The organism is Azospirillum agricola (assembly GCF_020005195.1).
Lineage (GTDB): Bacteria > Pseudomonadota > Alphaproteobacteria > Azospirillales > Azospirillaceae > Azospirillum > Azospirillum agricola.
In genome coordinates this window covers 2,910,646-2,930,972 of the sequence record NZ_JAIFZR010000005.1, presented here as the reverse complement: position 1 = coordinate 2,930,972, position 20,327 = coordinate 2,910,646, and the positions used below count along the sequence as shown (strand labels likewise).

Genomic DNA, 20,327 nt, shown 5'->3' with positions numbered 1-20,327 from the left:
TCACTCTCCAAGCCGGATCAGCTTGCGTTCGATCGCCTCGAAGACCGCCTCCGAGCGCGAATTCACCTCCAGCTTGCGGTAGATGTTCTTGATGTAGGAGGGCACGGTCTGCCGCGACAGGCCCAGCCGGTCGGCGATGTCGTTGTAGGTGAATCCCTTGGCGATGCCCCACAGGATGTCGGTCTCGCGCGGGGTCAGCAGCGGCGCCGGCTTGCGGTCCTCGCCGAACGAGCCGTCCTGAACCCGCCTGATGATGTAGCGGGCGATGGAGGCCGAGATGGGGGAGCGCCCCTCGATCAGGCCATGGACCGCCTCCACCATGTCCACCGGCTCGGAATCCTTGAGGATGTAGCCCGACGCCCCGGCGCGGATCGCCGTCACCACGCTGTTCTCGTCGCCCAGAACCGAGATCACCATGATCTCGGTGGCCGGATAGCGATGCCGGACCTCGCGGATCAGGTCGGCGCCGTGGCCGTCCGGCAATTGCAGGTCGGTGATCAGAACCGTGGGAAGGAAGCGTTCGCAGGCCTCCCGCGCGGCTTGCAGCGTGCCGGCGGAGGCCAGGAGCCGGATGCCGTCGGAGGCGGCCAGGGTCTCCGCCAGATGATCGCGCGTCGGCGGGTCGTCCTCCACCAGGACGACCGTGATGTGGCGGGAACCGAAAAGCGGTTCGTCGGCCCGGCGCGATGACATGGATTCCCTGCGATCCTCGAACGGCATGGCGCGGACCGGCGGCCGCCGCCGCCCTCATGCGTGGAGTGAAGGTGCCCACCGACGATAATGGGCGCGTTGCGGACCAACAACCCCTTATCGGAAGCCGCCCCGGCCCTCTCCCATATTCATGGGAGGGCCGGGGCGGCGACCCTGGGATGCCCGGCCGCCGCCCCCATAAACATGGGGTGCCGGGCCGTCGAGCCCCCCCTTATCGTCCGTTGACACATAGGTGTTCCGACGCGATGCGCTGCACCCCTTCCCGGCCGCCTGCATCGACAGGGCCGCCGAGCCGGGAATGCGGGCGTTGCCGGACTGCCGCCAAGCGGAACGACAGGGGTGCGTTGTGAGCGCGAAGACGGGTCTTGCCAAGTCCGCCGGTGTTCCGAAGACGGTGGCGCTCCATGGCGCCGCTCCCGGCCGCCCCCTCCGGAAAATCCCCCGGCAAACGTCCTGCCACCCGGCACCCCGGTCTTCCGGATCATTCCTGGCCGGCCGATCCCTGGCCCGACTGTCGCTTGGCCTGATCACCAGCGTCGCCCTGATGGAGAGCGCCATTGCCCCGGCCACGGCCCAGACGCTGCCGGCCGGCCCGTCGGTCGCCGCCGGGGCGGTGTCCATCGTCACCCCGTCGGGCACCAGCGTCATCATCGACCAGGCCTCCCGGAACGCGGTCATCAACTGGAACAGCTTCTCGATCGGGGCGGGGAACAGCGTCGCCATCAACAACGGCGGCGGCGCGACGTTGAACCGCGTCACCGGCAACATCCCCTCGCGCATCGACGGCTCGCTGACCGCCACCGGGTCGGTCTATCTGGTCAACCCGGCCGGTGTGGCGGTGGGGCCGGGCGGGAAGGTGCTCACCGGCGGTTCCTTCACCGCCTCCACCCTCGACGTTCCCGACGCGGCGTTCCTGAAGGGCGGGGACAAGAGCTTCTCCGGCACCTCCAAGGCGACGGTGACCAACGCCGGGTCGATCGGTTCGCTGGGCGGCGACGTGGCGCTGATCGCCCGGGAGGTCTCCAACAGCGGCACCCTCGCCGCTCCCAACGGCACGGTGGGCCTCGCCGCCGGGTACGAGGTGCTGGTGAAGGACGGCGCGGTCGAGGGCGGCAAGTTCCAGGTCAAGGTCGGCGGGGCCGACACCGCAGCCAGGACCTCCGGTCGGATCGCCGCGGCCGCGGCGGAGATCCGCGCCAATGGCGGCAACGTCTACGCGCTGGCCGGGAACACCGGCGGCGTGATCGCCGCCACCGGCACCGCCAGCACGGGGGGACGCATCTTCCTGACCGCCGGCGACGGCGGCACCGTCGAGGCGGGTGGCGCCATCGCCGCGACCCGGAAGGGGGACAACGGCACGGTCGAGGGCGGCGACATCCGGGTCTCCGGCGGCAAGGCCATTGTCACCGGCACGCTGTCGGCCAGCGGCGCCGGGAATCTGGGCGCCGGGAACCAGGGCGCCGGACGGAAAAGCGCTGGAGGAAGAAGCGCGGGCGGAAAGGGGGCGACGGGCAAGGGCGGCACGGTGGCTGTGACCGGCACGGCGGTGACGCTGACCGGCACGGCCACGGTGGACGTCTCCGGCAGCCGTGGCGGGGCGATCGTGGTCGGCGGCGACTACCAGGGCGGCAGGGACGCGGCCCGCAAGACGCTGAAGGAGACGGTCGCGAGCGCCAGAACGACCACCGTCGCCGCCGGGGCGCGGCTTGACGCCAGCGGGACCGCCGCCAACGGCATGGCCGGCGACGGCGGCAGCGTGGTGGTGTGGTCGGACGAGCGCACGGAGTTTCTCGGCGCGATCACGGCGCGGGGGGCCGGCGTGGGCGGCAACGGCGGCAGCGCCGAGGTGTCGGGCAAGGCGACGCTGTCCTACCACGGCAGCGCGGACCTGACCGCGGCGGCGGGCCGGACCGGAACGCTTCTGCTCGATCCCTACAACCTGACGATCTCCACGACCTCGGACAGCAGCCTCTCGGGCCTGTCCGCCAGCGGCAACGACAGCGTGCTGAACGCCTCCACCCTGACGGCCGCCCTGGCGTCGGCCAACGTCACGGTGTCCACCGGGGCGGGCGGCAGCCAGGCCGGCGACATCACCGTGGCGGCGCCGGTGTCGTGGTCGGCCGACACCGTGCTGACGCTGGCCGCCGACGGCGACATCGCCGTCAACGCCCCGCTCACCGCCTCCGGGACGGCGGCGGGTCTGGTCCTCCAGCACGGCGCCGGCAAGGGGTACGGCATCGGCAGCGCCGGCTCGATCACGCTGGCGGGAGCCAACGCCACGCTGCGGATCGGCGAGGCGGGTGCGCTCGACAGCTACACGCTCATCCACGACATGGCGGCGCTCGACGCCATCGAGAGCACCGGGCTTTCCGGGCGCTACGCGCTGGCGCGAAGCCTGGATGCGGCGGGAACCACCTACAGCGCGGCCCTGGTGTCCGGCACCTTCACCGGAACCTTCGCCGGCCTGGGCAACAGCGTCTCCAACCTGACGATCACCGCCCCCGCCACCGATTACGTCGGCCTGTTCGGCACGCTGGGCACCGGCAGCCTCCTGCGCGATTTCGGCGTGGTCAACCCTGCGGTGACCGGCAAGACCAGGGTCGGCGCGGTTGCCGGCGCCACCGTCGGCGCCGTGACGAACGCCTCCGCCACGGGGGGAAGCGTCACGGGAACCGAGCGGGTCGGCGGCCTGATCGGCTCCGCCGCCGCGGTCTCCGCCATCGCCCAGTCCCGCGCCACGTCAAGCGTGTCGGGAGTGAAGGGTGTGGGCGGTCTCGTCGGCTGGAGCCAGGGCACCGTCACCCAGTCCCATGCCACGGGAAGCATCACGGGAACCGACGAGCGCATCGGCGGCCTGCTCGGCTACCATAACGGGACCGTCTCCGGCTCCTACGCCACGGGAACCGTGTCGGGAGCCGTGCATGTCGGCGGCCTCTCCGGCTGGAACGAGGGCACCGTCACGCAGTCCCATGCAACGGGAAGCGTGACCGGAACCGGCGAGAGCGTCGGCGGCCTCGTCGGCTGGAACGTCTCCAACATCACGGACTCCTACGCCACGGGAAGCGTGAGTGGAACCACCAAGGTCGGCGGCCTCGTCGGCGACAATTACCTCACCTCCAACGTCTCGCAGTCCTACGCCACGGGAGCCGTGACGGGAACCGAGCATGTCGGCGGTCTGGTCGGCTGGCACCAGAGCGGCACCGTGACGGCGTCCCACGCCACGGGAGGCGTGACCGGAACCGACAATGTCGGCGGCCTCGTCGGCTTCAACTCGGCCACCGTCACCCAGTCCCACGCCACCGGGACGGTGTCGGGAAGCCGCTATGTCGGCGGCCTCGTCGGCTGGAACCAGGAGACCGTCAGCCAATCCCACGCCACGGGCAGCGTGTCGGGATCCGGCGATGACATCGGCGGCCTCGTCGGCCACACCACCATCACCGTCTCGCAGTCCTACGCCACGGGAAGCGTGACCGGCGCCGGCAGCAACGTCGGGGGGCTGGCCGGCGCCAACTACGGCACCGTCACGGAATCCCATGCCACGGGAAGCGTGACGGGAACCAGCGGCGCCGGGGTCGGCGGTCTCGTCGGCGGGAACGGCGACGGCACGGTCACGCAATCCTACGCCACGGGAAGCGTGACCGGCGCCGGCGACAATGTCGGCGGTCTTGTCGGCAAGTCCCAGAACGGAACCTTCGAAGCCGTTTACGCCACCGGCGCGGTCAATGGCGCCAGCGGCGTCGGCGGCCTGATCGGCGACACCGAAAACGACAGGGTGACCAAAGCCTACGCGACCGGATCGGTGAGCGGGACGGCGACCGTCGGGGGGCTGATCGGCGCCCTGCGGGGCGGGTCGGGAACGCTTTCGGAGAGCTATGCCACCGGCGCCGTCACGGCGACGGACAACAAGGCCGGCGGCCTGCTCGGCGGGGTCGAGGACGCCACCGTCACCAACGTCTACGCGACCGGATCGGTCACCGGCACCATCGACGCCAGCGACGGCGAGCATTTCGTCGGCGGCCTGGTCGGCGACAATTACTACGGCACCATCACCAACGCCTACGCGACGGGACAGGTCACCCTGGCCGGCACCTGCACCGCCAGCGACTGCAAGGTGGGTGGCCTAGCCGGGCGGAACGCCGAGGGCGGCATCAACGCCAGCTATTGGGACAAGGGCACCACGGGGCAGGCCGGTGGAATCGGGACCGGCAACGGCGCCAGCAACAACGTCACCGGCATCGACACGGCCGACGCCTTCAGCGCGGCGACCTACGGCAATTTCAACCTGAGCACCGGCTGGTATCTCGTCGACGGTCAGACCCGGCCCTTCCTGCGCTCGGAGCACGCCACCAGCATCCACAACGCGCATCAGCTTCAATTGATGCAGCTCGATCCGGCCGCCGCCTACACGCTGGCCGTCGATGTCGATGCCAGCGAGACCGGCGGCGGCAACGCCGCCGGCCTGTGGCGCGGCAGCGGGATCAAGTACGGGTTCGTGCCGGTCGGGAACAGTTCGGCCGCGTTCGCCGGCTCGCTCGACGGCCAGGGCCATGTCGTCCGGGGGCTGGCGATCAAGCCGGAAGATTATTCCGGGACGAACCAGGGGCTGTTCGGCGTCATCGGTGCCACCGGCAGCGTCAGCAACCTCGGCCTGACCGACATCGCCCTCACCGGGGCCGGCTATATCGTCGGCGGCCTTGCCGGCGAGAACGGCGGTTCCATCACCAACGCCTACGTCACCGGGAGCGTCCAGGGGTCTTCCCTGGGCGGCCTCGTTGGCAAGAACACCGGCACCATCACCCGATCCTACGTCACGGCGACGGTGTCGCAACCCACGGTCGGCGGCGACCAGATCGGTGGTCTGGTCGGCGAAAACACCGGCACCATCGACCTGTCCTACGCGACGGGAAGCGTGACGGGACGGAGCACGGTCGGCGGCCTCGTCGGCAAGAATTCCGGCGCCATCAACCTGTCCTACGCGACGGGAACCGTGTCGGGAAGCAACGGCACGGACACCGGCGGCCTCGTCGCCGAAAACGCGGGCGCGATCGCCTTCTCCTACGCAACAGGCGGCGCCGTATCCGGCGACATATCGGTCGGCGGCCTTGTCGGTCTGAACACCGGCCTCATCACCCAGTCCTACACGACGAAAGCCGTGTCGGGATCCTCGATGGTGGGCGGGTTCGCCGGTTTTTTCGCCAACGGCACCATCTCCTCGTCCTATTTCGACACCACGGCTGCCGGGACGGACGCACACGCCGGCTCCCAAGCCACGCTTGCAGGGGTGACCGGCCTGACGACGGCGGAGTTCCAGAACACGGCCTCCTTCATGACGGGGGCGAGCGACTGGGACTTCGAAACCACCTGGGCGCCGTCGAGCAGCGGCTATTACCCGGTGCTCTACTCCATGGCGCCGGTCCTTCGAGTCAAGGAACTGTCGGTGACGTCGGTCTACGGCAGCAACTCGGGCACGGTTACGGGAGTGTCCGGGCAAATCAGCCCCACCACCTATGTCTTCGGCAAGGCTGGCGACAGCCTGTCACTGACCGGCGGGACGGCCGCGGTCGATCCGGCGGCCGCCGTTTCGGCGACACCGGCCACCACCGGGCTGGCCACGGCGAACACCACGGTCACCAGCGCCAAAGGAACCGACTACCGGGTGTTCTATTACGGCAACGTCGCGCAGACCGTGACCCCGGCGGCTCTGACCGTCAGCGCCGACGCCGCGCGCAAGACCTACGGCGACATTCCCACCTTGAGCGGCTTCACCACGTCCGGCCTGAAGAACGGCGACAGCGTGACCGGCGTGACGCTGGCCAGCACCGGCACGGCGGCAACCGCCGGGGTCGGCAGCTATGCCGTCACCGCCTCGTCGGCCCAGGGCAGCGGGCTGTCGAACTACGTCATCACCTATGCGGGCGGCACGCTGACGGTCGATCCCGCCGCGCTGACCGTCAGCGCCGACGCGGTGCGCAAGACCTACGGCGACACCGCCACGCTGGGCGGCTTCACCACGTCCGGCCTGAAGAACGGCGACAGCGTGACCGGGGTGACGCTGTCCGGCAGCGGGATGGAGGCAACCGCCGGGGTCGGCAGCTACGCCATCGCCGTGTCCGATGCCGTGGGCAACGGGTTGTCGAACTACACCATCACCTATGCCGGCGGCACGCTGACGGTCGATCCAGCCGCGCTGACCGTCAGCGCCGACGCGGTGCGCAAGACCTACGGCGACACCGCCACGCTGGGCGGCTTCACCGCGACCGGCCTGAAGAACGGCGACAGCGTGACCGGGGTGACGCTGTCCGGCAGCGGCATGGAGGCAACCGCCGGGGTTGGCAGCTACGCCATCGCCGTGTCCGATGCCGTGGGCAACGGGTTGTCGAACTACGTCATCACCTATGCCGATGGCCGTCTGACCGTCACCCCGGCGGCGCTGACCATCGCCGCCGGTTCGGCCAGCAAAACCTACGGCGACATTCCCACCTTGAGCGGCTTCACCACGGCCGGGTTGAGGAACGGCGACAGCGTGACCGGCGTAACGCTGTCCAGCGCCGGCGCCGCGGCCGGCGCCGGGGTCGGCAGCTATGCCGTCGCCGCCTCGTCGGCGCAGGGCAGCGGGCTGTCGAACTACGCCATCACCTATGCCGATGGCAGGCTGACCGTGACCCCGGCGGCGCTGACCATCGCCGCCGGTTCGGCCAGCAAAACCTACGGCGACATTCCCACCTTGAGCGGCTTCACCACGTCCGGGTTGAGGAACGGCGACAACGTGACCGGCGTGACGCTGGCCAGCACCGGCACGGCGGCAACCGCCGGGGTCGGCAGCTATGCCGTCACCGCCTCGTCGGCGCAGGGCAGCGGGCTGTCGAACTACACCATCACCTATGCGGGCGGCATGCTGACGGTCGATCCCGCCGCGCTGACCATCGCCGCCGACGCGGCGCGCAAGACCTACGGCGACACCGCCACGCTGGGCGGCTTCACCGCGACCGGTCTGAGGAACGGCGACAGCGTGTCGTCGGTCAGCCTGACCAGCGCCGGCGCCGCGGCAACCGCGGGGGTGGGCAGCTACGGAATCGCCGCGTCGAATGCCGTGGGCGGGCGGCTGTCGAACTACACCGTCACCTACGTCGACGGGGCGCTGACGGTATCTCCCCGCCCGATCCTGGTGACGGCGGACACCCTCAGCCGTCCCGCCGGGACCGCCAACCCGACCCTGACCTACAGCGTCGACGGACGGGGGCTCGTCAACGGCGACACGCTCGGCGGCTTCCTGACCACGGCCGCGTCCGCCGCCTCGCCGGCCGGATCCTACACCATCGGCCGGGGGACGCTGGCGGCTTCCCCCAACTACGACCTCACCTTCAGGCCCGGGGCGCTGACGGTGATCGCCGCCGGGGAAACCGTGGAACCACAGTCCCCCACCCCGGAAAGCCGCGACCCATCGGAACCGGCGCGGGTGGACGGGCTGACGCAGGCGCTCGCGAATTCGATCCTGCCGCGAAATCTGGTGGTGGTGACGGCTTCGCAGGCGACGCAGCCTTTCCAGGGCAACGCCGCTCCGGCGCCCTTCTCGTCCGCCGGTCCTCAACTGGCGTCCGGCAACGCAAGCGCCACCACCGGCGTGTCCGGAGAGGCCTCGGGCAACCCCGATTCCCAGGGGACCGCGAGCGTTGCCGCGGCTTGCATCGGCGGTGCCGCGGCCAGCAGCTCCTGCGCGGCGGCCCCCCATCCGGAGAACACGCGGTTCGGCCGGTTCCTTCGCTTCTCCACGCCCTGACGAACAGAACGACTCCAGCCCATGATCGCCAGCCCATGATCGCCGCCGCACGCTCCACCGTCATCCGCCCGACCTTCCATCGCGACGCCGCGGCGTTCGCCCGGCGGACCGGGCCGTCACGCTGGCTCGCCTCACGCTGGCTTGCCGTTCCGGCGGCTCTGCTCGTCCTGCTGCAACTGTCTCCGGACGCGGCGTTGGCGCAGGCGCCCGTATCGGTGGAGCGCAACCTGCCGCCGGCGGTCGCGGGCGGGGGAGGCGGCCTGCGCACCGCCGACGGCCCGGCAACTGACGCCGACGACACCCCGTTCGGCGTCGACATCACGGGCATCCGGCTTATCGGGCTGACCGATCCGGTGACGTCCGATCCCCCGGCGGGGATCACGTCATCGGGGGTGGAGGGGCTGGACCGGCGGCGCATCGCCGACGCGCTCGACCCGTTCCTCGGCCAGCCCCTCTCGCGCAGGCGATTGGCGGAGGTCCAGGCAGCCCTCGCCAAAGCCTATCGCGAGGCCGGGCGGCCGTTCGTCTCGGTCACCGCCCCGCCCCAGGAGATCACCAAGGGCGTGCTGCAACTCCGCGTTCTGCCCTTCCGGACCGGGGAAGTCCGCGTCAGGGAGGCGGACGGCACTCCGGCCGCCGCCGGTCTTGCCGACGCCGTGCGGGCACCCAGCGGCGCGCTGATTGAGGCCGACCGGATTTCCGAGGACCTCGACTGGCTGAACCGTTTCCCCTACCGCCAGTTGAACGGGGTCTTCGAACCGGGGTCCGATCCGGGGGCCAGCGACCTGACGCTGGAGATCACCCGCCGCCGGCCATGGCAGGCCTTCGCCGGCCTGTCCAACACCGGCAGCCTGCGCAGCCGGAGTCTCGACCGCGTCTTCATCGGCTTCGCCGCCGGCTTCGAGTCCCTCAACGATCTCACCCTGTCCTACCAGCTGACCGGCAGCCGCGACGCGGTGTCCGATCCCGGCTCCCTGAGGCTGTCGGGAAGCCGGCGGCCGTCCTACGCCAGCCACGCCGGGCGGATCATCATCCCGACCTTCGCGCGGCAGGCGCTCAGCCTGACCCCCAGCTTCGTCGCCACCTCCCAGGACAGCGCCGGCGGTCTTCTCACCATCCGCAACACCACCGTCGAATTGCCGATCCTCTACCGCTCGGCGCTGTCCAACATCGACGGAAGGCTTGCCGGATGGGGGGACCTGTACGGGGGGGTGACGCCGAAATGGCTGTCGCGCAAGGCGCTGAGCCAGGGAACGGCGCTTGCCGACGGGGCCGCCGGGGTGTTCGACCTGACGGTCGGCTGGGGGGGCTCCTGGCTTCAGGCCGGCGGCGGTTCGACCATCGTCGACCTCCGCGCCGTGGTCAACCGGGCCGGCTTGGTGCCCGGCAACAGCCGTGCGGCATGGAACAGCTTTTCCAACGGCCGCGTCGAGGAGGCCGATTACGCCTACCTCTATGGAGTGTTCAGACGGGAGACTCCGCTGACCGGCGTGCCGTGGCTGGGCGACCTCTCCTGGAACGCCGAGATCACGGGCCAGCTGGTGGACAGGGCGCTGCCGGAAACCGAACAGCTCGCCATCGGCGGGCTGTACGCCACCCGTGGGTACACGCTGAACGACGGCAGCGTCGATTCCGGTTTCGTGCTGCGCAACGAGGTGCGGCTGCCGCCCTTCGCCGTCCTGGGCCGTTTCGGCGCGACCGGGATCGGCCCGGTGGAGGACGCCGCTTCTCCCTTTGCGTTTCTCGACGTCGGGCACGGCCACAACCACAATGTCGGTACCCTTCGGAGCATCGGCGAACGCGCCGACACCACGCTGGTGGGGTTGGGGGCCGGCGTCGATTACACGCTGGGGCAGATGCTGCAAGCCGGCATGAATGTCGGCGTGGCGCTCACCGATGGGCCGGAAACCAGCCGCGGCACTCTGACCGCTCAGGCCAGGATGCTGGTTTCCTTCTGACGGACCTGTTCCGGCCCGCGTTTCACCCGAAACGGGCGCGCGGCCATCGCGGCGTTCAAACCGGATGGCCTCCGGAAAACCCGGCGCCCTTCAATCCGTTCGTGGTTCGACAACCTATCGCCGTCCGAACAGACGCTCGATGTCGGCCAGCTTCAGCTCCACATAGGTGGGGCGGCCGTGGTTGCACTGGCCGCTGTGGGGGGTCGCCTCCATCTGGCGCAGCAGGGCGTTCATCTCCTCCACCCCAAGCGCGCGGCCGGCGCGCACCGAGCCGTGGCAGGCCATGGTGCCGCAGACGTCCTCCAGCCGCTCCTTCAGCGACAACGCGTCCCCCAGCTCGGCCAGCTCCTCGGCGAGGTCGCGGACAAGGCTCTTGACGTCGGACTGGCCGAGCAGCGCCGGCACCTCCCGCACCAGCACGCAGCCGGGGCCGAAGCCCTCCACCGCAAGGCCAAGCTCGGCCAGTTCGGCGGCGCGGCCCAGCAGGCGGTTGGCCGACGGCTCGTCCAGCTCGACCAGTTCGGGAATCAGCAGGGCCTGGCGCTTGACGCCGCCCTCCAGCAGCGCGGCCTTCATCCGCTCGTAGACCAGACGCTCGTGGGCGGCGTGCTGGTCGACGATGACGATGCCGTGGGCGGTCTGCGCCACGATGTAGGTGTTGTGGACCTGCGCCCGCGCCGCGCCCAGCGGGTGGCTGTCGAGCGGCGGGGCGTTGGCCGGGGCGGGGGCGTATTCCGGCGGGCGCGCCGCCGGGGCGAAGCCCGACAGGCGGCCCTGCAAGGGCGGCAGGCCGCTCTGGTAAGGCGCCTGGAAGGCGGCCGAGCGCTCGGCCAGCCCGCGCGGCACCGCCGAGGACGGCTGGCCCGCGCTGCCGCCCCAGGAGCCACCGCCCCACGACCCGCCACCGCCCCACGACCCGCCACCGCCGCCCCGGTTGTAGGGGAGGGGGGAGGGGGTGAAGGCGCCGTCCGGGGTGCCGCCGTCCTCCGGTCTTTCCGGCCGCAGGGCGCCCAGAGTCGCCAGCCCGACCGTGGTCGAGGCGCGGTGGCCGGCCTCGGCCAGCGCGTGCTTCAGCGAGCCGACGATCAAGCCGCGCACCAGCCCCTGGTCGCGGAAGCGCACCTCGGCCTTGGCCGGGTGGACGTTCACGTCGACCTCCTGCGGGTCGATCTCCAGGAACAACGCCAGCAGCGGGTGGCGGTCGCGCGGCAGGAAATCGGCGTAGGCCGCGCGGACCGCGCCGACCATCAGCTTGTCGCGCACCGGGCGGCCGTTGACGAACAGATGCTGGTGGCGCGCGGTCGGGCGGTGCAGGGTCGGCAGGCCGATCCAGCCGGCGAGCGTCACGCCCTCGCGCACCGCCTGGACCGGGACGGCGTTCTCCTGGAAGTCGCGCCCCATCAGGGCGCCGAGCCGGGCCAGCCGGGCGTCGAGCAGGTCGCCCTGCGCCGCGCTCAGCCGAAGGCCGCTGCGCCCGCCGTCCGACAGGGTGAAGGCCACGCCGGGATGCGCCATCGCCAGCCGCTCCAGGCAGTCGGCGATGTGGTCGTATTCGGTGCGCGGCGCCTTCAGGAACTTCAGCCGGGCCGGCACGGCGGCGAACAGGTCGCGCACCTCGATCCGCGTCCCGGCGGCGAGCGCGGCCGGCTGCGGCGTGCCCTTGAGGCCGGCGTCCACCGTCAGGCTCCAGGCGCTGTCGGCGCCGCGCGGGCGGCTGGTCAGGGTCAGGTGGCTGACCGCGCCGATGGAGGGCAGGGCCTCGCCCCGGAAGCCCAGGGACCGGATGTCGAGCAGGTCGTCGCCCGGCAGCTTGGAGGTGGCGTGGCGCTCGACCGCCAGCGACAGCTCGTCGGGCGTCATGCCGCAGCCGTCGTCGGTGATGGTGATCAGCGACTTGCCGCCGTCGCGCACCACCACGTCGATGCGGGTGGCTCCGGCGTCGAGCGCGTTCTCCACCAGCTCCTTCACGGCGGCGGCGGGACGTTCGACCACCTCGCCGGCGGCGATGCGGTTGACCAGGGTTTCGGGCAGGAGACGGATCGGCATGTGTGCAGATATAGTGGCTCCGCCCGTCGGGAGCCACCATCTTCGGCGAAGGCCCGGTCCGCCTACACGCCCTTCCAGGCGCGGATGTAGTCGATCAGCTTGCGCTCGTAGAAGGGCTGCGGGCTCTGGTAGCGGGCGACGAGGCCGGTCTGCTCGTTCATCTTCACGACCAGCCCGCGGCACGACACGTTGACCGGATCGTTGCCCAGGTCGAAGACCATGTGGAAGTCGAACTGCTGCTTGGCGATCAGGTCGCCGTCATAGGGGCGGATGCGGAAGGATCCGAGCGCGAACTCCTCCGGCGTGTACTCGTGATGGTCGATCACGATCATCGGCGGAGCCGCCGGCCGCTCGCGCTGCGCTGCCCCCGAGGAGCCCGACGCCGCGGCGGATTTCCCGCCACCGGTGATTTTCGACAGCCACGACATGAAGCCCGACGCCCCTTTCCAGAAGCTTTAACCTTACCGATACGGTGCAACAGTTTTCGGGAAATTTCGTTTAGTAACGGTTAATGGTTTGCCCCTATTGGGCGATCGATGATTTTCCGTGCCAATCCGTGCGGCAACCGGCAAATCCGGGCGCTTATGTCGCATGCCGGGACGGCATGGCCAACATGCGGACATCTTGGGCTCGACAGGCTCGTCATCACCCCGTGCGGGGCCTAGGATTTCCCATCGGCCCGTCTTGTCTTTGCACGCGAGAGCACGGGCGTGTGCGAATTTTTGCACGTGCGAAGACGTGCCGGTGCCGGCACGAATCCCGCGCGGTCGCCGGACCGGCGCCGCGCCCGGAAAGGGAGGAACCGCCGTGATGAACCGCACCATCGGGGACTTGGTTCGCAACCATCGCATCGTCGCCCTGCCGCCGCAGGCAAGCGTCCGCGACGCCGCCCGCCACATGAAGGCGGAGCATGTGGCGTCCATCGTCGTCACCGGGGCGGACGCATGCGCCGCCGGCATCTTCACCGAACGCGACCTGACCGACCGCGTCGTCGCCGACGGGCTGGATCCCGACGCGACTCCGCTCTCGGCCGTGATGACGCCGTGTCCGGTCACCACCAGCCCCGGCACCACGGTGGGGGATGCGCTGCGCTGCATGGCGACCAACGCCCTGCGCCATCTGCCGGTGGTGGAGCAGGGGCGGGTGGTCGGCATCGTGTCGATGCGCGATTTCGTCGGGGAGGAACTGGCCGTGCTCGACCGCGAGAAGGCCGTCATGGACCATCTGACCGAGACGCTGTGAGGCGGCCGGTCGCGGTTTCGCGACGGCGTCAATCGGGGGCGGCCCATCCGCGCCGATGGCGCAGGATCGGGACCGGGATCGGCCGGGCTTGTGCTACCGTCGCGGACGGGATGTCCCCGTCCGATGGAGGTGGCGCGATGGCACGATTGCCGGCGATCCTGGATTTTGCCGCCGAGGCGGCGGACCCCGGCCGCTACGCCATGCTCGACGGCGGGTGGTCGCTCGCCATCGCCGACGTGGTCGGCAGCACCCGGCTGGCCGGCGAGGGGCGTCACCGCGACGTGAACTTCGTCGCCGCCGCCGTGGTCGCCGTGCTGTCGCAGGCGATGCGGGTGGGGGAGGAGCCGGTCGCCTGCCAGTTCGGCGGCGACGGCGCCATCGCCGCCGTGCCGCCGGGGCGGGAGGCGGAGGCGCGGTCGGCGCTGGCGGCCCTGGCCCATTGGTCGGGCGGGACGATGGACGTGCCGTTGCGGGTCGGGATCGTCCCGGTCCAGGCCCTGCTCGACCAGGGGCTGGAGGTGCTGGCGGCGCTGCATGATCTCGGCAACGGCAACGCCTTCGGCCTGTTTCTCGGCGCCGGGGTGGTGGCCGCCGATTCCTGGGTGAAGGACGACGCGCGCTGGCGGCTGGCCCCGGCGGCCGGTCCGCTGCCGGGGTTGGACAATGTCTCGTGCCGCTGGAATCCGGTGAAGCCGCGCCGGGGCACCGTGCTGTGCGTCATCGTCGACGCGGTGGATGAGGGGCCGGCCGGGCTGGCGGCGCTCGCCCGGATTCAGGGGGCCATCGAGCGCATCGTGCCGACGGCGGGGGCCGCCCCGCTCGGCACCGGCGAGCGGCTGGCGATGCATTGGCCGCCGGCGTGGCGCTCGCTGCTGATGGAGGCGCGTGGCGGCCGGCCGGGCGAGGCGCTGTGCCGGGTGGCGGGCGCGCTGGTCAAATCCGGCATCCTGTGCGCGCTGATGCGGTTCGGGCTGAAGCTGGCGAACTTCGATCCGGAGCATTACCGCCGCTCGATGGCGCGGCGTTCCGACTTCCGCAAATCGGCCGGCGGGCCGCGCATGGTGCTCGACGTCACCGGGACGGAGGCGGCGGACATCGAGCGGCTGCTGTCCGAGGCGGCCGAGGCGGGGGAGGTCGATTACGGCGTCGCGCTGGCCGACGCGACGACGGTCACCTGTCTGGTCGGCGATTTCGCGACCGACCGTCATGTGCATTTCGTCGACGGCGCCGGGCTGGGTTTCTGGCGGGCCTCGGTGATGCTGAAGGCGATGAAGGCCGGGCGAAAGGTGATCGCCCCGCGCCGTCTGGCCGAAACGCCGCGCTAGATCGGATCGCGTGAAGTCGGAAGCGATTTGAAGCGTGAATCCGATCGCCAAACACAAAGCTATGGCATCGTGCGCTTCATATGAAACGCACGATGCCACAGGCGCCGCCGCGGCCTGACGGTTCACGTTCAAGCGGCTCGGGCCCGGACGGCTCGGGCCGGAATGCTCTCCCCTTGCAAGCCGCGCGGGGGCAGGCTCGAGAACGGCGTCCGTGCGCCTGTGCGAAAAACTGTCCGGCCGGAGGCTGTTCGTTTCCGGCCGCCGCCGGCCGTCACACCCGGCCGTAGACGCGGCGGCGTTCCACCTCGTCGTCGGTGACGATCTCGGTTCCCACCGGCCAGAGGGCGAGCAGCGCCAGCTTCAGATGCGCCCAGGCGAAGGGCAGGCCGATGATGGTGATGGCCAGACCGGCGGCGGCGACCAGATGGCCGAGCGCCAGCCACCAGCCGGCCAGCACGAACCAGATCACGTTGCCGATGAAACCGACGCCGCCGGTGCCGATGTCTTCGCGGCCACGGAACTCATCGCGGCGGACGGCGGTTTGCCCAAAGGGAAGCAGCGTGTAGCGGGCGATGGTCACGGCGGAGCGCGCCCAGGGAATGCCGATGATGGACACCGCCATCAGAACGGCGGCGAGCAACCAGCCGAGCGCCATCCAGATGCCGCCGGTGACGACCCACAGGACGTTGAGGACAAAGCTGACCAGAGGCATGAGGGGGGTTCTCCTTTCGCCGCAGATGTGGGGATGGCGAGAGCCCCCGACCAGATGCGGTGACGCGAAAGAAGTGGGGAACCGTCGCTTTCGGCGGCTTGAAGGGGACCGGTTCGGTCCACAAATCGAAGATCAGGCAACGTGACGACACATCCGGGCGGGTGTTCCGACGGCGGAGCGCCCGGTCCCGGATCCCACGGATCGGAGGCCGCATGAACGAGGCATTGAACACCGACTCCGGCGCCGAGGCGCCGAACCGGCCGGCCGAGGGCGAATCGCTGTCCCCGGTGGTCGCCGCCATTCTCGGGACCGCCGTCGCGGCGGCCGCCAAGCGGGGGGAAGCGGGCGACGTCGTCCGCGGGCTGATCGCCGGCCTGCGGGTGCTGCGCGCGACCGTCGAGGAGGAGGCCGGCTACACCATGGCCGCCGCCGTCGACACCGCGATCCGCACCCGGCTGCTGGTCGACAATCTGGCCAAGCTGCGCACCACCGGCCAGGAGCCGGAGGCGATCCCGATTCCCCTGCCGGGGCCGGGCGCGACCGCCGCCGCCGCGATCTTCGAGAGCGCGGCCGAATCCTGCCTGACCGTCAACGCCCACGCCGAGGACAACGGCCCTCTGGAGCACGCGGTCTTCGCCTTCACCACCCAGCTTCTCCAGCAGCTTGGCGGCGCTCCGGAATGGCGCTGCCTGGCCGGCGAGTTGCGGCGCGAGCCGGGCGACGACCAGGACGGCGAGGCCGAAACCGAGGTGACCCTGCACTGACCGGCCACGCCGGCCACGGCCGGCGGCCCATTCCTGTCACGGGACGTTAAGGTTTATGGCCAATTTATCGAACGGGACGAACGGCTTCGGCCTCCGCTAGGGTGGGATTCGGCGATGGGGCCTTCCCATCGCGGAATCGCCAGCCGGGGGATCCCGCTCTTGTTCTTCCACTCCACCCCCTCCGTCACCCGGCCCACGCCCATCCGGTCTTCGGTGTTCATGCCGTCGCGCGCGGACGGGACGGCCGGCGACCCCTGGGGCCGGCGGGTGATTTTCCTGCATCCCGGCAAGGGCGCCTGGTGGCGGCTGCTGCACAGCGTGCCTCCGGGCCAGGAGTGGATGACCGTCCCCGCGCCCGGCGACGCGCTGCGTCCGCTGCTGGTCGAGCGCGCCGGGCGCAAGCCGGTGCTGGTGGCCGGCGTGCTGACCGCCGCCGCCGCGCTGGGCGCCGCTCTCGACCATCCGGAAACGGTCGGCGGGGTGATGATCGTCGACGATGTCGGGGCGGAATCGGCGCTGCGCCGGCGCCTGAACGCGATGGCCGCGCTGATCGGCCTGCCGATGGACGGCCATGGGCTGGGGGCGCTGGAACCGGAGCTGTCGGCCCTGCGGGTGCCGGTGACCCTGATGCAGGGCAGCGCGCCGGCCGGGGTCATGCCCGTGCTGGAAAGCGGCCTGACCGGCTGCCGGACCCTGACCGTGGTCGCCGTGCCGGACGCCGCCGCGGTGCGTCCGCGCACCCACGCGCCGGATCTGCGCAACGCGCTGGCTGCGCTGATCGCGGCTGTGGAGCGGGCGCGGATGTAGCGCCGGGGCGAGGAAGGCGAGGCGAGGGAGGCTGGGCGAAGGGGGATGGGCCGCCGCGTCAGGCGGGGATCAGCTTGTAGGCCATGGCGTTCATGACCGCCTGGGTCGCGTTGCTCGCCTTCAGCGTGTCGCGTGCCTTGTCCGTCTGCCTCCCGACCGCCTTGGCGGAGATGCCCAGCTGATGGGCGATCTGCTTCGCCTGATACCCCGCGCCGAGCCGGCGCAGGCATTCCTTCTCGAGATCGGAAAGGGGTATGAGGGTCGAAGCCCAGCTTTTGCGGACCTGGATGTCGAAGGCACGGCAGATCGCCTGGATGGTGGCGGCGTGTTCCTGCCAGATCCGATCGAACTCGCTCCACCCCATGTTCGGAGCGTGAAGACCGAAACCGCCGCCGCTCAGATTGTCGTTGAAGCGGAACGGCAGGGAAACCCCCGTCATCACGCCGTATTTCCAGTCGATCGCGAGCGAGCGACGCGTCGCCTCCTGCGTGATCTCGGCTATGCGCTGCGTGTCGCTCCACAAGATGGGCGTGCGCTCCCTCTGAACCGCCTGGACGCAGTAGTCGGCGGCCAGCCCTTCCTTCTCCTTCTCCCTCAGGTAATCCTTCGCGTAACTGCAACGGTAGATGTTCGTCAACTGCGGGGCGAGCAGGGACGCCTTGCTGCCATACATCACCCGGAGAATCCCGAACCCCTCCAGGTGGCGGTGCAGCGCCGCCCACAGCTCGTCGAATGATGTGGCGCGGCGGAAATCCTCGATGGCGGCGCCGAGGACTTTGTTGGCGTGCGGGGGTCTTGTCATGGCGCTCCTGTCTGGAGAGAGGGGCTGCACGGTTCCGGAAGGGCAACGCGTCGGCCCCCATGGCCAAAGCTGCCTTCCGGTCAGTGAATTCTCCATTCCACACCATCGGGATGGCGCACGCGATCAAAGGCACTCCGCGCCTTTCCTTGGTGGAAAATCGCCGATTACGCGGGGTTTGAGCATCGCTCAAAGCATCTGGCCCATGGATTGCCCCTCACTTCAACCGGGAAAATTCCCGGTTGAAGTGAGGGCGGTGGAAAATTCAAATGAACGCACCAACCATCGCATGGGTGCGCATCATGAAGCGTAGAAATATCGCCGCAGCTCTGGCGTTTTCCGTCTTTTCCTTTGCCGGCGCCGCAGTCGCTGGGGAATATCAGTGCACCGTTTACTGCGTTGGACCGTCCGGATCCACGTCCGTCACCATTCGCGCCGGTTCCGCGTCCGAGGCGGCCTCGATCGTGGACCGCCAGGGCCACGCGATCTGCAAGGCCGCGGGGCATCAGGCCGCCACGTCGCAGACCATGAGCTCGTCGCAGTGCCGGTAACGGGCTGGGCTGCTCCGGTTCGCTTTACCGGACAAGCTTGACTCGTGACCACGGCCGGGCATGCGGGGCCGCGACGGGCCCGCACGCCCGGTCGGGGGCAGCGGAACAAATCATCGAATCAATTTTGTGGCGACCACGATCGGCTTTCCTGGTGGTGCCGTGCTGACCGCAGCGGTCCTGGGCCAGGCGGTCAGCGAAAAAGCGGCGTGATCGGATTCCGCGTCGCCCGCGATCTCCCGTAGGCACGACGCGAAGCGTGGCTCCCTCCAGCGCCCCGCCCTTGCGGTGGAGGGAACGCCTCCGGTCCGACCGATGCCTCGAACCCATGCTTTTCAGAAGCCATTGCCCAAGAGGGGTGTGCCGTGCCGGATCCCAAATCCTTGATTGCCTCGTGTTTCCTGTGCGCCGGCTTGATGGTCGCGATGCCGGCCCAGGCCAAATGGACGTCCGAAGCGGAAGTCTGCAAGACCAAGAACATGCCGGCCGGCTGCCTTAAAATGGTGACGTCGAAGGGCTTTTTCGTCAAGTGGGGCGGGCAGATGACCGAACTCGACATGACCAGGAAGGGAGAATTCACCGGCAACGCGAAGGTTCGCATCACATGGATCAGCGATGGCACCAGCTATCGGTGCGGGCAGATCGTCCAATTCAATTACTTCAATGACTTGAAGGATCTGACGGCCTTGTCCCCGGCGATGCGCAAATGTTGACGCGGCCGCGACCGGCCCGTCACCGACGCCGGTCATGGTGACGAGGTCCGGATGACGAGCATCCTCTCCCGGGGGCCGGGAGAGGATGGGCGGGGGCGAGGCTCCGGAAATCGTCGCCGCTGCGGCGGGAAGCGTCAGAGGCTCTGGGCGGTCAGGGCGGCCTGGGTGCGGTTGCGCACGCCGAGATGCCGCAGGATCGCGGTGACGTGGACCTTCACCGTTCCTTCGGTCAGCCCCAGTTCGTGGGCGATCTGCTTGTTGGACTTGCCGTCGCGCAGGCGGGTCAGCACGTCGCGCTGGCGCGGCGTCAGCTGGTCGCCGTGACCGTTGCCGAAACCCGCGCCCTCGTCGGTCGCCGGCTCGGCTCCAAGGCCATGATGGCCGGCGACGCTTCCGGTGTCGAGACGGTCGCCGCTGCGGATCGCCTGTTCCGGCAGATAGATGCCGCCGGCCAGGACCAGTTGCAGGGCGCCGAGCAGCACCTTGGCGCTGGAGGATTTCGGGATGTAGCCGGCCGCCCCGTTCTCGAGCGCCGCCAGCAGGTCCGACCGCCGTTCCGAACCCGATACCACGACCAGCAGGGCCTTCGGCAGCCGCGCGTGGATGCCCCCGAGAGCATCGAAGCCCGTCCATCCCGGCATGCCGAGATCGAGCAGGATGAGATCGTAATCGACCGACCCGTCGCACAGCGCGTGCACCTCGTCGTAGGTGCTGGCCTCGAAGAAGGTCATATCGTCGTCGAATTGCGCCAGCAGCCGGCGCAGACCATCGCGGAACAACAGGTGATCGTCGGCGATCAGCACATTCATCGCTGGCATGTCCCGAGTGAAGCGTCGATGGGGTGCCGGATTGGCCGGGCCGGACGGCCCATGGCGTTCACATAAGGACCCTCGATTCCGTGCAGTAGTGCGCTTTTGGTCTTAGG

Annotated in this window: 14 protein-coding genes; 8 read left to right on the top strand and 6 right to left on the bottom strand. The window is 69.9% G+C overall.

Going from position 1 to position 20,327, the window contains the following annotated elements; all coding sequences use genetic code 11:
• Positions 1-693, bottom strand: coding sequence for a response regulator (locus tag JN22_RS28810; protein ID WP_085557139.1), 693 nt, complete (start codon positions 691-693; stop codon positions 1-3).
• A gap of 562 nt (positions 694-1,255) precedes the next feature.
• Between JN22_RS28810 and JN22_RS28800 the strand changes: the two genes are divergently transcribed.
• Both JN22_RS28800 and JN22_RS28795 read left to right on the top strand, forming a co-directional pair.
• The gene (locus JN22_RS28800; protein ID WP_263301001.1) at positions 1,256-8,488 is read left to right on the top strand and encodes an MBG domain-containing protein; all 7,233 of its coding nucleotides are present in this window, start codon (positions 1,256-1,258) and stop codon (positions 8,486-8,488) included.
• Positions 8,489-8,523: 35 nt separating this feature from the next.
• Positions 8,524-10,446 (top strand): ShlB/FhaC/HecB family hemolysin secretion/activation protein, encoded by a 1,923-nt coding sequence (locus JN22_RS28795; protein ID WP_085557138.1) that lies wholly within the window; start codon positions 8,524-8,526, stop codon positions 10,444-10,446.
• Positions 10,447-10,560: 114 nt separating this feature from the next.
• On the opposite strand, the gene mutL is transcribed toward JN22_RS28795, so the two are convergent.
• Together mutL and JN22_RS28785 are read right to left on the bottom strand one after the other, a co-directional pair.
• Entirely contained in the window at positions 10,561-12,492 is a 1,932-nt protein-coding gene (mutL, locus tag JN22_RS28790) for a DNA mismatch repair endonuclease MutL (protein WP_085557137.1), read from the bottom strand.
• A 62-nt stretch (positions 12,493-12,554) separates the two neighbouring features.
• A complete protein-coding gene (locus JN22_RS28785; RefSeq protein ID WP_085557136.1) occupies positions 12,555-12,920 on the bottom strand; it encodes a hypothetical protein in 366 nt (121 codons plus the stop codon).
• A gap of 382 nt (positions 12,921-13,302) precedes the next feature.
• Here JN22_RS28785 and JN22_RS28780 point away from each other — a divergent pair, with 382 nt between their 5' ends.
• Together JN22_RS28780 and JN22_RS28775 are read left to right on the top strand one after the other, a co-directional pair.
• Entirely contained in the window at positions 13,303-13,734 is a 432-nt protein-coding gene (locus tag JN22_RS28780; protein WP_179166253.1) for a CBS domain-containing protein, read from the top strand.
• A gap of 137 nt (positions 13,735-13,871) precedes the next feature.
• Positions 13,872-15,059, top strand: a complete 1,188-nt coding sequence (locus JN22_RS28775; protein WP_085557134.1) for a DUF3095 family protein — start codon at positions 13,872-13,874, stop codon at positions 15,057-15,059.
• 271 nt (positions 15,060-15,330) lie between these two features.
• On the opposite strand, the gene JN22_RS28770 is transcribed toward JN22_RS28775, so the two are convergent.
• A complete protein-coding gene (locus JN22_RS28770; protein WP_085557133.1) occupies positions 15,331-15,771 on the bottom strand; it encodes a YccF domain-containing protein in 441 nt (146 codons plus the stop codon).
• 212 nt (positions 15,772-15,983) lie between these two features.
• On the opposite strand from JN22_RS28770, the gene JN22_RS28765 reads away from it, so the two are divergent.
• Positions 15,984-16,535: a hypothetical protein gene (locus tag JN22_RS28765; RefSeq protein WP_085557132.1), complete on the top strand. Its 552-nt coding sequence runs from the start codon at positions 15,984-15,986 to the stop codon at positions 16,533-16,535.
• 219 nt (positions 16,536-16,754) lie between these two features.
• Positions 16,755-17,342, top strand: coding sequence for an alpha/beta hydrolase (locus JN22_RS28760; RefSeq protein ID WP_179166252.1), 588 nt, complete (start codon positions 16,755-16,757; stop codon positions 17,340-17,342).
• 58 nt (positions 17,343-17,400) lie between these two features.
• Here JN22_RS28760 and JN22_RS28755 read toward each other — a convergent pair whose 3' ends face one another.
• Positions 17,401-18,144, bottom strand: coding sequence for a helix-turn-helix transcriptional regulator (locus JN22_RS28755; protein ID WP_179166251.1), 744 nt, complete (start codon positions 18,142-18,144; stop codon positions 17,401-17,403).
• 266 nt (positions 18,145-18,410) lie between these two features.
• Between JN22_RS28755 and JN22_RS28750 the strand changes: the two genes are divergently transcribed.
• Together JN22_RS28750 and JN22_RS28745 are read left to right on the top strand one after the other, a co-directional pair.
• Positions 18,411-18,692, top strand: a complete 282-nt coding sequence (locus tag JN22_RS28750) for a hypothetical protein (RefSeq protein ID WP_085557130.1) — start codon at positions 18,411-18,413, stop codon at positions 18,690-18,692.
• Positions 18,693-19,054: 362 nt separating this feature from the next.
• On the top strand, positions 19,055-19,402 hold the full coding sequence (locus tag JN22_RS28745) for a hypothetical protein (RefSeq protein ID WP_085557129.1): 348 nt from the start codon (positions 19,055-19,057) through the stop codon (positions 19,400-19,402).
• A gap of 134 nt (positions 19,403-19,536) precedes the next feature.
• Here the strand turns inward: JN22_RS28745 and JN22_RS28740 are convergent, their stop codons facing one another.
• Complete coding sequence (locus JN22_RS28740) at positions 19,537-20,211, bottom strand: LuxR C-terminal-related transcriptional regulator (protein WP_085557128.1); 675 nt, start codon at positions 20,209-20,211, stop codon at positions 19,537-19,539.
• Between the last annotated feature and the right edge of the window lie 116 nt (positions 20,212-20,327).